The 14,243-nt window shown below is 48.2% G+C and carries 11 protein-coding genes; 3 read left to right on the top strand and 8 right to left on the bottom strand.

Annotation, left to right across the window (positions count from 1 at the left end; all coding sequences use genetic code 11):
- Nucleotides 1–2 precede the first annotated feature (2 nt).
- The 8 genes from EKN56_RS20625 to EKN56_RS20600 all read right to left on the bottom strand — a co-directional run bounded on the left by EKN56_RS20625 (nucleotide 3) and on the right by EKN56_RS20600 (nucleotide 12,110).
- Nucleotides 3–1,370 (bottom strand): hypothetical protein, encoded by a 1,368-nt coding sequence (locus EKN56_RS20625; protein WP_130593510.1) that lies wholly within the window; start codon nucleotides 1,368–1,370, stop codon nucleotides 3–5.
- The gene (locus EKN56_RS21690; RefSeq protein WP_407656567.1) at nucleotides 1,367–2,137 is read right to left on the bottom strand and encodes an AAA domain-containing protein; all 771 of its coding nucleotides are present in this window, start codon (nucleotides 2,135–2,137) and stop codon (nucleotides 1,367–1,369) included. The genes EKN56_RS20625 and EKN56_RS21690 overlap by 4 nt, the downstream gene beginning before the upstream one ends.
- 24 nt (nucleotides 2,138–2,161) lie before the next feature.
- Nucleotides 2,162–4,360 carry a DEAD/DEAH box helicase gene (locus EKN56_RS21685; protein ID WP_210405319.1) on the bottom strand — a complete coding sequence of 733 codons (2,199 nt, stop codon included), beginning with the start codon at nucleotides 4,358–4,360 and terminating at the stop codon, nucleotides 2,162–2,164.
- 48 nt (nucleotides 4,361–4,408) lie between these two features.
- Nucleotides 4,409–7,678, bottom strand: coding sequence for a protein kinase domain-containing protein (locus EKN56_RS21050; RefSeq protein WP_210405318.1), 3,270 nt, complete (start codon nucleotides 7,676–7,678; stop codon nucleotides 4,409–4,411).
- A gap of 21 nt (nucleotides 7,679–7,699) precedes the next feature.
- Nucleotides 7,700–8,329, bottom strand: a complete 630-nt coding sequence (locus EKN56_RS20615) for a 4Fe-4S single cluster domain-containing protein (RefSeq protein ID WP_130593509.1) — start codon at nucleotides 8,327–8,329, stop codon at nucleotides 7,700–7,702.
- The gene (locus tag EKN56_RS20610; protein WP_130593508.1) at nucleotides 8,329–10,179 is read right to left on the bottom strand and encodes an AAA family ATPase; all 1,851 of its coding nucleotides are present in this window, start codon (nucleotides 10,177–10,179) and stop codon (nucleotides 8,329–8,331) included. The genes EKN56_RS20615 and EKN56_RS20610 overlap by 1 nt, the downstream gene beginning before the upstream one ends.
- Before the next feature lie 348 nt (nucleotides 10,180–10,527).
- Nucleotides 10,528–11,619 carry a methyltransferase gene (locus EKN56_RS20605; protein WP_246019910.1) on the bottom strand — a complete coding sequence of 364 codons (1,092 nt, stop codon included), beginning with the start codon at nucleotides 11,617–11,619 and terminating at the stop codon, nucleotides 10,528–10,530.
- Between the two features lie 89 nt (nucleotides 11,620–11,708).
- Nucleotides 11,709–12,110: a hypothetical protein gene (locus EKN56_RS20600; RefSeq protein WP_130593507.1), complete on the bottom strand. Its 402-nt coding sequence runs from the start codon at nucleotides 12,108–12,110 to the stop codon at nucleotides 11,709–11,711.
- Nucleotides 12,111–12,445: 335 nt separating this feature from the next.
- Between EKN56_RS20600 and EKN56_RS20595 the strand changes: the two genes are divergently transcribed.
- Genes EKN56_RS20595 through EKN56_RS20585 form a run of 3 tightly spaced genes read left to right on the top strand, consistent with a single transcriptional unit; the run spans nucleotide 12,446 to nucleotide 14,231 of the window.
- Entirely contained in the window at nucleotides 12,446–13,171 is a 726-nt protein-coding gene (locus EKN56_RS20595) for a beta-ketoacyl synthase chain length factor (protein WP_130593506.1), read from the top strand.
- Nucleotides 13,159–13,971: a lysophospholipid acyltransferase family protein gene (locus tag EKN56_RS20590; protein ID WP_130593505.1), complete on the top strand. Its 813-nt coding sequence runs from the start codon at nucleotides 13,159–13,161 to the stop codon at nucleotides 13,969–13,971. The genes EKN56_RS20595 and EKN56_RS20590 overlap by 13 nt, the downstream gene beginning before the upstream one ends.
- Nucleotides 13,971–14,231: a phosphopantetheine-binding protein gene (locus tag EKN56_RS20585; RefSeq protein ID WP_130593504.1), complete on the top strand. Its 261-nt coding sequence runs from the start codon at nucleotides 13,971–13,973 to the stop codon at nucleotides 14,229–14,231. The genes EKN56_RS20590 and EKN56_RS20585 overlap by 1 nt, the downstream gene beginning before the upstream one ends.
- Nucleotides 14,232–14,243 lie beyond the last annotated feature (12 nt).

The following is a 14,243-nucleotide window of genomic DNA, read 5'->3' as shown; positions in this document are numbered from 1 at the left end:
CCTTAGTCAAGACTACGGCTCCCCTCGCCACGATGATGGTAATCAGCCTGTTCCGCAGGGGCATCTGCCGGTCGGGCAACTTTAAGGGGTGAAGCCCCCGCCGCCATAGCGCGTTCTACAGTTAAAGTATCGCCAGTTTCTGCCAGTATCTGCTGAAGCTGCTGGTGTTCACCACACCAGATTGACTCAATGTCGGCATCACGTTGGGTATCCCGCTGTTCTGAAAACGCCACCGCCCGAACCTGAAAACGTTCGCTTCCTTTAGCACCCGCTAATTCCAGGCCATAGCCCGGCGTCGCTGATTTGCGAATCACGACTTTGCCATCATCCAGCCATACTTCCGCATCGCTCTCACGAACTTCATATCCCAATTTTGCCAGCCCATCAAGAATCGCTTCGCGTCTGGCTAACGCGGCAATATTCTGCTGCTGTTGTTCTGTGGCAGCCTGAGCGGTAGCAATAGCTTCAATCAGTGGCTGTAGCTCGCGGCAAGTAAGTACCAGATTCAGCTTCTCAATCAGTGCTGATATTTCGGAAGAGTGATAGCTCTCAAGCCCGGCAATCAGTAAACCGAGCTGCTGTGTTTTTTCTGCCAGCGTTCTGGCATGGCGGGTCGCCTGAGCCAAATCCAGAATCAATGAATCCGTTAACAGGTTCCAGTTCGGATCTTGCGTCAGCCGATCCAGTTCTGCAGCACGGTGAATAAAGGAGGCAATCTCCTGCTGAGGGTCCAGTACCGCCAGTTCGGCAATATGCCGGTCAATGCGCTGTAAAGCTTGACGGGTGTGATGGTCATCCTGTTGAGATATCGCCAGCTGCTCCTCAGGGGCTGACTCTTTCAAACGCTGATCCATCGTCCGCTGGGCTTCCGTCAGGCGGGCGGGTTGCTGGCTCATCATCAATACCGCCTGACTTAATACTTTTTCTGCGCTGCTGGTTTGCTCGCCTTTTGTCACTTCAGCAAGCTGCTGTAATAACGTTTGCTGTTCCGGCATTCGTTGCTGCAGGAGGTTCAACAACATTGCCGCATTTTCCTGCTGCGCACGCTGATGCTGGCGTTGTACGGTATGTTGTTCAATCAGCGCTTCCTGCATCTGTTCAATATCCTGACCCACAAACTCAATCATGCCGGGGATCTGCCCGGTTAAATGGGCAAATGCATCTGCGCTATACTGGCGAATATCCTTTTGATATTGCTTCATTTCCTGAAAGCGCTGACGTATTTGTTCAATCTTCAGTACATCCACATCACTGGATTGTCGGTTAACCGCCTCCCATTGCTTCATCAGCGCGCTCAGACAGGCCATAGAACGGCGATATTCTGCAATATCTTCACTTCTGGCTCGAATAATATGTACTGATGAACTCATGGATTTTCCTCGCTTATGTTTTGAGAGGTAGTGATGACAGCCTCAGGCTGTTGCGCATTGATTGCCTGCAAAATGGCCTGTTTTAACCGAGTCTTTTCCTGCGGGCCATTGTTATACCAATTCTGTATTGAGATACGATGGCGGAATGGTGCAACCCGCTTCAGTACTGACGGACGCCATAACTCACGAGCTCGGGCATGTTGCAACAGGCCATGACGAGGCATATCGCACTCAATTCCTAACAGATAGCGTCCCGTTTGCGGATCTTCAATAATACAGTCAAAGTAAAAAGCGCCTTCCTGACGGGACTCCGCAATCAGCCACCCCTGAGAGTGAATATACTCCACAACCGACGCAATAAAGCCATCATGTTGCCCGGTCTGCGCTCTGCTGGCTAATTCTGTCCGATGCATTCGTGTTAGTAGCGTCTGACTACTGGCAAATTCACTCGCCGACAGGCTACGGGCGTATTCCAGATAGCCTTGCAGAAAATCGCGAGGAATATCAGGCTGGCGACGAGTAGAGAGCAGATCTGAAATCTCTTCAATTGGCATGGAAGACATGATCATTACCTGTTTTCTGGCTCGGGTAATGGCAACGTTTAACCGCCGCTCGCCGCCCTGCTGACCAAGAATACCGAAATTACGCCGGAAGGTACCCTGCCGGTTACGCCCAAAGGTGGTGGAGAAAATAATCACATCCCGCTCATCTCCCTGAACGTTTTCCACATTTTTCACAAAGAACGACATATCCTCATCATCTTCCAGACGTTGCTGCTCTTCATAGTAAGCCTAACGGAACCCTTCATCCTGCTCCGCTTTTGCCTCAAGGACATTTTGAATAAGCTGAGCCTGCTTCTGGTTAAAGGTAACCACACCAACGGAAGGACGCTGGACGTAAGGCTGTTGCCAGATTTCCGCCAGCGTAATGGCAACCTGTTCCGCTTCCTGCTGGTTGCTCTGATTTTGGTACAGGCCATTCACCATCATCAAAGAGACCGGCTTAACGGCATCAATCACTTTGCTAGAGTGCTGTACTGGGATATTTAAGCGATTCTCATAGAATGCATGGTTGGAGAAATTAATCAGTTCCCGATAGGCAGAACGATAGTGAATCTCCAGAGTTTGTACCGGCAAGACGGTGCGGGCCAGATGCAGCAAGTCCGGACAATCGTTAATTTGTCGATAGTTCCAACTCTCTGCGGCGGCTTCCTGCTGAGTATCTTCTACCTCCAGCTCATCTTCATTATCATCGTCGTCGACAATACCCCTGCCGGAGAAGAAGGTGGATGGCGGCATCTGTTTCTCATCGCCGCTGACGACCATATTCCGGCTGCGAAACAGGGTAGGCAACGCATACTCTACCGGCATCTGCGAGGCTTCATCATAAATTACCGTATCAAACAGCCCGGCCTTTAACGGTAATACCTGGCTGGCAACGTCCGGCGTCATCAACCACACAGGACGTAGTTGCATCAATCCCAGAGTCGTTCCCTGATCCATAAACTCCCGTAATCGCCGTGCCCGTTTCCCCGTCAGGCGGGTGATCTCTTCCCATGCCCGCAATGGGCTAATATGGTTGGTTTTGATAACTTCAGTAAGTTCCAGTCGGTTCAGCGCCCTCATCTGACTATCCGCATTGGCCAACTGTTCAATCTTGTCATTGAGGGTGGTTTGCTCCTGCAACAATATGGGTAAGCGCCACTCCATCTGCTGTTTCCAGACTAAACGCACTTCGCGATCCAGCGCCCGTGCCACTACCAGTTCCAGCTGCGACTGATTGAAATCGTTCAGAATCGCCTGTTGCTGCCGCAAAATCCCCAGCACCGTTAAGCAAGTGTTATCCAGTTGAGCAGCCACAGGGCGGAACTGTTGATAAGCTGCCAGAGACGGTAACGCAGCCGTAATAGCATCAAGTGCGTCAGTCAGAGGATGGTTCTGATTAACCGCTAAAGTAAATTTGTCAGTTGCCGATGCTTCCAGCCAGCCCCGCAGGTTTTCCAGTGCGCTTAAGCTTGCAGCCCGTGCCTGACAGCGGCTAATAGCGGCAGCAACTTCCTCGCATTCCCCATCAAAACCCGCTTGCTGACGTTCAATAATCGCCGGTACTAATCGGTTAACGTCCGGAGAAATAGACAGCGGCTGATACAGTGAAGCACTGCGCCGAAAATCCCGCAGGGTAGAACCCAACTGATTAGTCAGCTCCAGACTGTCCAGCAGCCCGACTTGCGGCAGTCCCAAACGCTGATGCAGACGGTTAAGCTCGGCTCTGACTCCGCGCCATTGCTGTTCTGAACGAGCAGAAATCAGCAAACGAACCACGGTGTCATGGCTACTGTGTAGCCCTTGTTGCAATAAAAAAGCTCGCAATTTACCGCGACGCAGATAGTAAAACGGATTCAGTGCCTGAAGGAATCCGCGTTTTTCTGTTTCTGCCGTTGCAGCGGCAATCAGCTGTAACAGCAGCTGGCTATCACAATGAGCCAGCGGTTCAAACAGCAGTTGGTCACTGCCAAAGGAGTCTATTTGCTGTAACCGACCGGATAATTGCTCCAGCTGAGCTAATATCTGCTCACCCTGCACAATACTGCCGTTATAAGCGAAAAACAGCGGTAACCATCGGGCCAGATTCTCCCACTCGACGGAAGTTAGCCGTGCCAGTGATGTTCGGCAATTGGCCAAACTTTCCCGATGTTGATGCTCATCCATTACCTCAAAAGCACGATGTGGGTTAGCCAGAATCACATCTCTTTGCTGCTCTGCCTGACAAAACTGTTCAAAGCGACCCGTGAAATCAAGCAACGTTGCCTGATTCGATAAGAAAGGACTCAGTTGCACCAGCGGGCTTTGCTCGTAATTCGCTTCCAGCCATAGCGCAATGCCGGGAATAATTGCCCGTTTAATATCTTCAATTTGTTCAAGAGTACAATGCTGCAATATCGGTTGTAGTGCAGGGATATCCAGACGCTCCTGACAGGCCTCCAGCATCATTAGCTCACCTAACAGTGAACGGTAACTGATACCCGTCTGCTCATCTGATTAATACAAAGCCTGATAGTAACTATCCAGATCCTGTTCCAGCCGATCGAGATGGCGCCCGCTCTTTTCTCTGGACATGACCCATGGGTTAACGTCGCTGGTTTCTGCCGGTTTATACAACGTCTCGAGCTGAGCACGCACGTTGCGAATAATCGTATCGCGATCTTTTTGCGCATCTTTTACCATCACAATGCGATCGCCCAATCCACCCGCCATGATGCGCTTAAACACCACTTCCAGTGCCGCTGGCTTCTGGCAGATAATCAACAGACTGCGTTTCTGGCCAATGGCATCTGCCACCATATTAACGATAGTCTGGCTCTTACCGGTTCCCGGAGGCCCTTCAATCAATAATCCCGGCGCATTACGGGCAGCCAGAACCGCAGACTCCTGAGAAGGATCGCTGGCGGCGGTAAAATAGCATTCACCCGCGTTGACAGGCTGCCCTACGGTATGAACATCAGAATTCAGGCCCAGAGCCGTTTCCAGCGATGTTCCTCCCGGAGACTGAGTACTGAGCTGGCGTAAATCTTCACTGATCGCCTGACCAATAAACGAGGCATGAAACAATACCGCAGAACACACCAGCTGACTGGCGTTTTCCGGCACTTCGACATCCAGCGGCGGTAACCTGACCAGTTGATTCTCCCGGGCGGCCACCAGGGTGGAGAAGCTCTCCATCACCTCTTCGACGCTTAAAGCCGCCTGACTCAACAATTGATCTGCTACTTCCTGCCAGCGTTTTATTGCCGGAATACCAACAAAGTTCTCCAGTGCCGGGTTTAAACGTACTGCGCCACGATCGTGATCGAAACGCAGGCTGGCAACCCCACGAATACCCGCTTCCATATTGATATTCACCGGCCACAACAACAGTGGTGCAATGCGCGGTTTCATCTGCTTAGGCTGGGTATTAATCAACAGGAAAGGGAAGCCGAGATACATACCGTTAATGCCGGTATCTCGCATATAGAGCTGGGTCTGGGAATTCAGGGTCCGTAAGCGTCCACTCACCAGCTCATTATCCAGCAGAGTTTGACTATCGACAGGAATCGCCTGTCGATTACGCGTCAGCAGATGGTTAAGCAGCGCTTCTGAACTCTTTTTCTCTCCACCCAGTTCATAGAGGTCCACTCGCCCTGCGTGGGGGCTGATACTCATACGAACCAGTGAGCCGCGCATGGTGGAGGCGGTAATTTTTCGAGTAAAGAAATCCAGAACCTGATGAATATAGCGCTGTTTTTCCGGCACCATCCAGTGTTCTGGCGGTATCGCCAGCATCACCAGCACCTGTTCCAGCGGCAGACGACGCGTCAGTAAAAAGCGCTCGGCCCAGCTATCAATATCGGCAATATTACAGCGGTTAAAACCATCCAGACGATCGGCTAATTGCTGATAAATATCGGTGCGGGGAAGCGCCAGTAACGTGCGTAATTCTTCCCGATCGAAATTCATCACGTTGTAGCGCTCGGCTAACGCGCTGGCTTGCACCAGTAAGCTTTCCGCTGAGGTAAACTGCCCGATATCAGCACTTAACAGCAGAATCAGCTCATCTTCATTCAGGTTACGCCTGTCGATCAGCGTCCTCAACCCGCTATGGGTGGTATCCGGAAACAGCTTGCGCTGCTCCTCCCAAATAGCCAACAGCCGAGCCCGGGAAGTGGCCAATAAATGAATGCGCAATGCCTCTTCATCAAAGGCGATTCGCAGACTTTTCCCCCGCTGTCGAACCTTTACCTGCCGTATTTTTATTTGTGACAGCCAATGGCCCGATTCCATCTGACCAAGTAAATCGGGCAATGGGCTGAGTAATAACGCATAGCCTTCCAGCGGATGCTCCAGCAGCCAGCCTGGCGTTACAATCTCCCCCTGAAGAATCAGCGGCATATTGGGGTTCAGCAGTTTTAACACCAGCATCAGACGGTAGTTATCATCCAAATCCGTCAGTTCAGCCACCTGTTGTAACATACTCAATAACCCGTCAGCCAAGCCCGCCTGCTGTGCCCATGACGTTATCACTCCGCGTTGCATTAGCTCCAGCGCTTCCTGCCAGCATTGTTGTCTGGCGGCGGCTAAGGCAAAAATAGCTGGCTGGGTATAGTGCTGCTGGTTTAGCGTGATACCAAAATTTTGGTGACCAGAGACAGATAGGGTCTCATCCGCCACCGCTACTGGTCGACCATCCAGCCAGGCCTGTACTTCTGGCCACTGCCAGCGCTGGTGACGATCGCGGGTTAATAACCCTCGCAGCAAAAGGCGCAAATTGGCATCGAGGCTTTCGGGCAGCGTTACGCCATTAGCCAATACCTGAATGAGAAATGCATGAGGATGAATATTTTCAAAGCAACGGCCCTGCGTCACCTGCTCCAGCAATATAATGCCCAGACTCCACCAGTCCGAAGCGGCCGCTACGCCACCTGCTAAGGTTTCGGGTGCGCTATAGCGGCTAATTTCCAGTGGAGAAACAATATCCAAATCAAACTCGGACAGGCAGGCAGAGCCAAACTCGATAATCACGATATCCAGCGGATGGCGGGTGCGGATCAACAGGTTGCCAGGGCGAAGATCACGGTGGCGCAAACCATGCTCAGAAAAACTGGATAACGCACTGCCCAGCTCGCGGACAATATGAGGAATTTCATCCGGCAGCCAAAAGTCACCCCGGGTTGCGGAATCTGCCAGTGAACCGCCGGTCAGCTCCTCAGCCACCTGCCAGGCCCGATCGTTCCAGCGACCAGTTTCTATAATATCCGGCACATGCTCACGGGGCAGCCTGCGGATCACTTCATAGATGGCCGGATCAGGTTCAGCACCATAGGTATACAGGGTTAATACACCTTGCTGACCGCTTTGCTGGTGCAGTGCCTGATAGCGCTCACGAATACTGTCATTACGGTTTATACGGCGCAGTATTTGCCAGTTACCGATACAGGTCACGGCATGAGTATCGGCGACGTCCACAGGCCCGAAAGATGAAGCATCTGAATAATCTGGCGTGGCGGCATCCGCACCGCACTCCATACAAATCAAATCGCCTTCTTCCATCAGATGGCCGTTTTGGCAATGGATAGCTGCTGATTGGGTAACTACGCTTTCAACGGTTTCCTCAACCACATCCTCAGCGCTGATAATGGCAATGGGCCGCCAGCCTTCGGCATGAATAGGTTCCGAAGAGAGATCCCAACCGCAGGGATGATGGTCGATGTGCCCCTCACAGAAAATTTCTGTTAATGCACGTTCCGTGTGGCAATTTGGGCAAAAACGCATCATAGCGATAAATTCCGGGCCGGGTTATTTAGTTATTGGGGCAAAATGGTGCCCCTGCTGTTGAAGAATCGCCTGCAGACGCGTCATATCATCGCGGCGGGGAATACCTATCAGATTAACCATACCCTGCTCATCGATGGTCATATCCAGTACTTTTTCTTTATCATTTAATCGCTGGTTAAAGTCACCGAAGTTTGCCTTACCCCTCTCTGTCAGCAGGTGTAATACCTGATTATCACTGCCTCTGAGTTTAAGAGTCTGTGAACTCTGCTGCTCAAAAGGACCGGAAACCAGAGCGTCAATCAATCCATTCATCTCATCAAGATAAGCGCTGATTGCCGTATATGAATAACCGCTAAACACCAGAATATCGCCCTGAAAACGCTGACGAATGGTACGTAACAGTGCACTTAACGCCTCCGGCTGATCGAAAGGTTCACCACCGGAAATAGTGATGCCATCCGCCAGTGAAAACCAGGGGACGATTTGCGCTACCAGCGCCTCTGTTGCTATTTTGCTCCGGGTAAAACGCCATGTTTCCGGCGAAAGGCAGCCAACACAGCGAATTGAGCATCCCTGAAACCAGATGCCAATACGCTTTCCCGGCCCCAGCGTGGTGACCGGAAAATGTAACCGCGACAGGCCAATCGTCATCAGAATGATGGCCCCTGTTTAGTCAACGCTAACTGTGTTGATTCCCCGGTAAGTAAACCCGTTATCTGGTAGCTGTCCCCGGGTTGTGCATCCATATCAAACAGTGCACGGGAAAGAGGATTAACCAGATGTGCTTCCAGATGGTTACGAATTCCCCGTCCACCGTTAGATAAATCCGCCAGACAGAGCTGACGTAATACATGTAGCGCCGTTTCACTGATAGTGACCGTCAGGTCGAGCTTGGTTAATCCTTCCAGCGTATTGTCTACCATCTGGCTGAATATCTGTTCAGCCACCTCAGGACGAATAAAGTCGAAGACAATAATATTTTCTCCGATACGGTTAAGCAGTTCAGGGCGATTGAGCACCAGCTTAAAGTGACGCTCAATTTCTGCCTTCACATTTTTTTGTACCGTTTCGAATGGTTCTTCGGGCCTTACGTTAGCGACGCGCTCACCGCTGTGATCCAGACGATAAATCCCCAGATTAGAGGTGAAAATAATCAGCGCTTCAGAAAAATAAACCCGATCGCCACGACCGGAAGTCAGCACACCATCATCAATAATCTGTAGAAATTTATCCATCAAACGCGGGTGAGCTTTTTCTATCTCATCAAACAGCACTACACTAAACGGCTTTTCCCGAATGGCATTAGTGAGCTCACCACCAACGTTATAACCAATATAACCCGGAGGGGCACCAATCAGGCGCTGGTCCGCATGTTCAGCGCTAAATTCTGACATATCGAAACGAATATAGGCACTTTCGTCACCAAACAGTAATTGAGTGACGGTTTTTGCCAGTTCAGTTTTCCCCACCCCGGTAGGACCCGCCAGAAAAACCACGCCACGCGGTCGCCCACCCTGTTTTCCGCCACCAACGCCAGTTACCGCCCGCTTGATAATATCCAGCATATGGGTAACGGCGTGAGTCTGCCCCTTCACCCGTTTTTGAATAATGGTTCCGGCGTTACGGATTTTATCTTTTTCAATTTTTAACCATGGGTCTTCAGTAATACCCACTTTGTAACGGCGAACCGCATCGCTGATGCGCTCCTGACTAACTCCTTCAATACGGGCCAGTTGAGCGATAGCATTCATATCCAGCAGCAGTAACCATTCGGTTTCATCAACAAAATCCTGCGCGGTTTTTTCCTGCATCACAGTATCTTCAGACTGCCCCGGCAATGAACGCAACAGTGCCGGCGCTAAAGCCCGACGCGCAATGCGATCCGGTTTGGCCACCGGAATAGGGCGAATACGCGGGTTATTTATCAGAAACCAGTCGGGTAAATCTCCCTCTTTTTCCACCACCCACAGTACGCTATTAAAGAAAGCCTGACGCTGTTCACCACAGGGGCGTGCACGAGCCTGATGCGAAAGCACCAGCGCACGGGTAAACAGGTTATGTTCTACAGGAGAAAGGTTATCCCGATGGTTAATCAGACAGGAGGCAAAATCGACGATGAGTGCAACCGGCTCTCCCGGCAGCTCAATCAGTCTCTCCAGCATGCTGCTGAGCAAATCAATCCCACCGCTGACCCGGCCTTCAACCACATTCAGGCCTAGCTGACCAAGTAATTTCTGCGTAGGGGCGGGGTCGTCTCCCGGCGGTACCATCGGCGAGAAGCCATTAAGAGGATTAAATACAATAATGTGCTGATAGCCCGCTTCCCTCAGTGCATTATGCAGCGCATGGTTAAACGGCAGAGGCGTCACAATATCAGGACTAATCTCACTGGCCTGAAGATCCCGAACGTTACCAGAAAGCACAAACTGACTTTTTAACGGTAAAAAGCGTAGCAAATCACGCATCCAACGGGGTTTCTGATAACGATAATGCTGCTGCATTGAGATTCCTTTCTGTGCTTTTTCTGCGGATGTGGTCGATTGTACTCCCTCAGAATAAAAATCCGAACCACCCAGATAGTCAATCTGGCACGATATATGTTCAATAATTATTACAGACAGAATAATGCTATCCAAGGCATTAATTTGGTTAACCTGAAATAGAATATGAAGTAATTACTTATCAAACGCCTTCAGAATAGCGAAATATAAAATAATTCATCTTTTGTTATTAAAACAAAAAGCTATCAATTCGTTATTGTGTGAATAAAACTGAAATAAAGAGAAAATTAAAAGAGAAAGGAATTAATGGATAGCGTTAAAAGAACTTAACGGTATCCATTACAAAAATTAGTCAGGTAAGCGCTTACAAATCAGCAGGGTATGACCTAAACCTAAATTATCAATATCTTGTTGCACGTAAAATCCGGCTTTACGCAGGCAATCATACAGTACCCGAGAGTGATAAAAGCGACTGTTACCATTAGCCATACAGGTGAAGTAGAGGGATGAGGCATTCAGGCTTAGCGCCCCAGCTTCAAATGGTTGGCGATCCCAGAACACTTCCATAATGCAAACCTGCGCATCCGGCTTCATGCTTTTACCAATCAGCTTCAGAATATGCACGACTTGTTCCTCACTAAAACAGTCAAGGAACTGACTCATCCACCAGACATCCGCTTCACCTGGTAGTTGATCTGCCGTTAATAAATCAACGCCATAACCGTTAATACGCTCGCTGTATCCTGCGTTTTCAATGTTCTTTTTAGCTAAAGCAATTTGCTGAGGAAGGTCCAAAATGGTGACATTAACCTGCTCATCATTTTTAGCGCAGCACATCGCCCACTTTCCGGTATTTCCGCCAACATCATAAATATGCTGTGGATTTAAAAGAAAAATATGTCTGAATGCCTCATTGAACGCCGCATCGGAATAGAAATGGTCAAAAGCAAACCAGCTTTGTTGCGCGGCATCAGGTAACTGACTTAATGCAGGATAGATCGTTGCCCAGTCGCCAAATACTTTAAGACCGGAAGGTTGGCTTTTTTCCAACGCTTCATTGAGATGGAACATTCCCTGATAACAGACATCCTGGCTAAAATCCATATTGACCCGGGTCATTTTGTCATGCAGTAAAAAATGACCAACTTTACCCAACAGGAAGCGCTCACCATTTTGATAAACAATGCGACTACTTAAACCAACATCCAATAACAGCTGAATAGCATAGTGATTTAGATTAACCGATTGGGCTATTTCTTCAGGGCTTGCGCCCTGTTTACCGGCTTTATCCAGTGTGGTCAGTATTCCACTGTCACGAAGATTTAGTGCGGCTTGAAATAACATTGGGGCAAACGCAAGCTTCTGCGCTTCAGTGATAGCTTCTAATGCTGTGAAGGGGTCCTTATCATAGCCATAGCGTACTTCAGTCTCTGTACTCAAAAAATATTCCCTTATTTCTTATAGATAACACAAAAGCATACGAGTCAGGTCGTATGCTTTTTTGGAAACTAAATGAAAAACTAAAGTAGTTAGTTATACAGGTTCTGCTGTTCCAGCAGCTTAGTTTGAATATCCTGATCTAACTTGGTTGCCCAACGATTGTAATTATTAGGCACTTTTTCAGTGTCAGGAGTCAGGTTCTGGCTACCAACATACTCAATAGAATATTGAGATGAAGTATAAGGAATTCTGATTTCTGTCGAGTAACCACGGGTAACAATTTTGCCGGTGATTAAGCCATCACGCATCTTTTTCATTGCCCAACCGCGAGCTTTACCTGAGTCGATAATGGCTTTTTCAATTTGTTGTGATGTAAAGCTACCATTTATATCAGAGGTAATATCACGAGCCGCACGATTTCCACTACAGCCAGCAATAAAGATAAGGGCAATAATGCCAACCAGTAATCCTTTTAAACGATTTATTTTCATTTGATCAACTCTCCATTAATATCTTCAAATCCGCTGTAATAGCCATCATTCCGTATGGTTATTTATTTTTCAGGCCAGATAATAACCTAAGACATAACGGTTTATCTACAGATGAATAAAAAAGTACAATAAGTTAATAAACTAAACATTCCCTATAGAAAAATAAGAAAATATCCTGATTAATAATATGAAATTTAAATCATTCTGATAAAAACAGGATTTGCAGCAGCAAAAACATTTTCATTTATATATCATGTTATCCAATATTTTTGATTCAGGTATCAATCACCGCGCCAGGCATTAACAAGGGGTCGCTTAAAAAGCATTAATCATCAATGACATATTCATTTAACATTCTGGATTGGTGCGCACTGGCTCCGGGACTATCAAGCGTCGAACAATGGCAAAACTGGTCAATACATCCAAAAACAGACTGGGATGGCACCTTACCCAAAACCCAGCATATTCCGATGATGACCGCCCGCCGCATGAGTACTGCCAGTCGACTCAGCGTAGAAGTAGGCCTCACCTTACTGAACCAACAGCCCGATGCCGCTATTTTTATCAGCCGACACGGTGAACTTGAGCGAACCTGCAAAATTATTGAAGGGCTTTGCCAACAGCAAGATATCTCACCAACCGATTTTGCTATGTCCGTTCATAACACCGCATCCGGATTGTTAACCATTACCGGAAAACAGCCATTACCAATAACCTCTATTGCCGCAGGCATTGATGGTTTTCAACAGGGGATGCTGGAAGCACAGGCAATGCTGGCTGATGGCGCGAAAAAAGTGCTGCTGGTTGATTTTGATGGTGCAGTTCCTGATGCTTATCAGACACGGATAGTGCACCGAATACCGGCTTATGCCGTTGGTTTTTTGATATCTGCGGGTGAAAACCTCTGCTGTCAGCAAATAGATAAAAGCGTATCTCATTTACCTGTCGAAACAGAGACTCCCGCATTACCACAAAGCATCACTTTTATGCAGCACTGGCTGGCAAAAGATTCTCAATTCACACTACAGGGAATGAGGTCTGACTGGCAATGGCATCAATAGTAAATGCTCAGCAATCTTCCATTCTGAATCGTATCTGGCGTATTGCCGCTACCGGATTTTGCTTTGCCGTATTTGGTCTTGGTGGATTGCTGCTGTCTACTTTTTGGTTCTCAACGATACGTCTGTTAGTTAAAGACAGACAACGCTGCACCCAACTAACACAAAACAGTATCCGCTACAGTTTTAAGCTTTTTATCTGGCTTATGCGTTTTGTTCGTGTACTGGATTACCAGTTTTATAATATCGATAAGCTAAAACAAGATGCAGGCTGTATTATCGTCGCCAACCACCCGAGCCTGTTGGACTACGTTTTTTTAGCCTCTTGTATGCCACGCTGTGACTGCATCGTTAAACAATCTTTATTACATAATGTTTTTGTCCGCGGCGTGATTAAATCCGCCGGGTATATAGCCAATTCCGAATCAGAAATTTTATTACCGCAATGCAAAGAAATATTAAATAACAAAGGGATGATTTTGATATTTCCGGAAGGAACGCGAACGACTCCCGGCCAGGAAATGCATTTGCAACGCGGTGCCGCGAATATTGCCGTGCGATGCGATGCTGATATTCGGTTGGTCACGATCCATTGCGACCAACCAATGCTGACGAAACAGGGAAAGTGGTATAATATCCCGAAAATGAAACCCTTGTTTCAAATCGTAGTAAAAGAAAAAATTAGCGCAAAGGATTACGCTGCTGAGGGCGACGCTTCGCCAGCTATTGCCGCTCGCCGTTTGACGCGAATTTTAAGTCAGAAGCTCATCCCGGAGCCGATAAAAACGAATGAGAAAAAATAATGGATGTATTAAATCAAGATATTAAGCTGCTTATTATTGAATCACTGAATTTAGAAGGCATGACTCCGGAAGATATTGATACGGATGCACCTCTGTTTGGTGATGGTTTAGGTTTGGATTCAATTGATGCATTAGAGCTAGGTTTAGCCATTAAGAATCGCTACGGCGTTGTCCTTTCGGCTGAGAGTGAAGATACCCGCAAACATTTTTATTCCGTCGCCTCTCTTTCAGCGCTTATTGCTTCACAACGCGGCAAATAATTAAAGGTAAAC

This window comes from Limnobaculum zhutongyuii, assembly GCF_004295645.1.
GTDB classification, from domain to species: Bacteria; Pseudomonadota; Gammaproteobacteria; order Enterobacterales; family Enterobacteriaceae; genus Limnobaculum; species Limnobaculum zhutongyuii.
This window is presented reverse-complemented; position numbering and strand designations above follow the sequence as displayed.

Bases quoted from the DNA above. Each gene is read 5' to 3' on its own strand.
- EKN56_RS21050 (WP_210405318.1), bottom strand. From the start codon at position 7,678: ATGATGCGTTTTTGCCCAAATTGCCACACGGAACGTGCATTAACAGAA.
- EKN56_RS20590 (WP_130593505.1), top strand. From the start codon at position 13,159: ATGGCATCAATAGTAAATGCTCAGCAATCTTCCATTCTGAATCGTATC.
- EKN56_RS20585 (WP_130593504.1), top strand. From the start codon at position 13,971: ATGGATGTATTAAATCAAGATATTAAGCTGCTTATTATTGAATCACTG.
- EKN56_RS21685 (WP_210405319.1), bottom strand. From the start codon at position 4,360: ATGATGCTGGAGGCCTGTCAGGAGCGTCTGGATATCCCTGCACTACAA.
- EKN56_RS20625 (WP_130593510.1), bottom strand. From the start codon at position 1,370: ATGAGTTCATCAGTACATATTATTCGAGCCAGAAGTGAAGATATTGCA.
- EKN56_RS20610 (WP_130593508.1), bottom strand. From the start codon at position 10,179: ATGCAGCAGCATTATCGTTATCAGAAACCCCGTTGGATGCGTGATTTG.
- EKN56_RS20595 (WP_130593506.1), top strand. From the start codon at position 12,446: ATGACATATTCATTTAACATTCTGGATTGGTGCGCACTGGCTCCGGGA.
- EKN56_RS20600 (WP_130593507.1), bottom strand. From the start codon at position 12,110: ATGAAAATAAATCGTTTAAAAGGATTACTGGTTGGCATTATTGCCCTT.
- EKN56_RS20615 (WP_130593509.1), bottom strand. From the start codon at position 8,329: ATGACGATTGGCCTGTCGCGGTTACATTTTCCGGTCACCACGCTGGGG.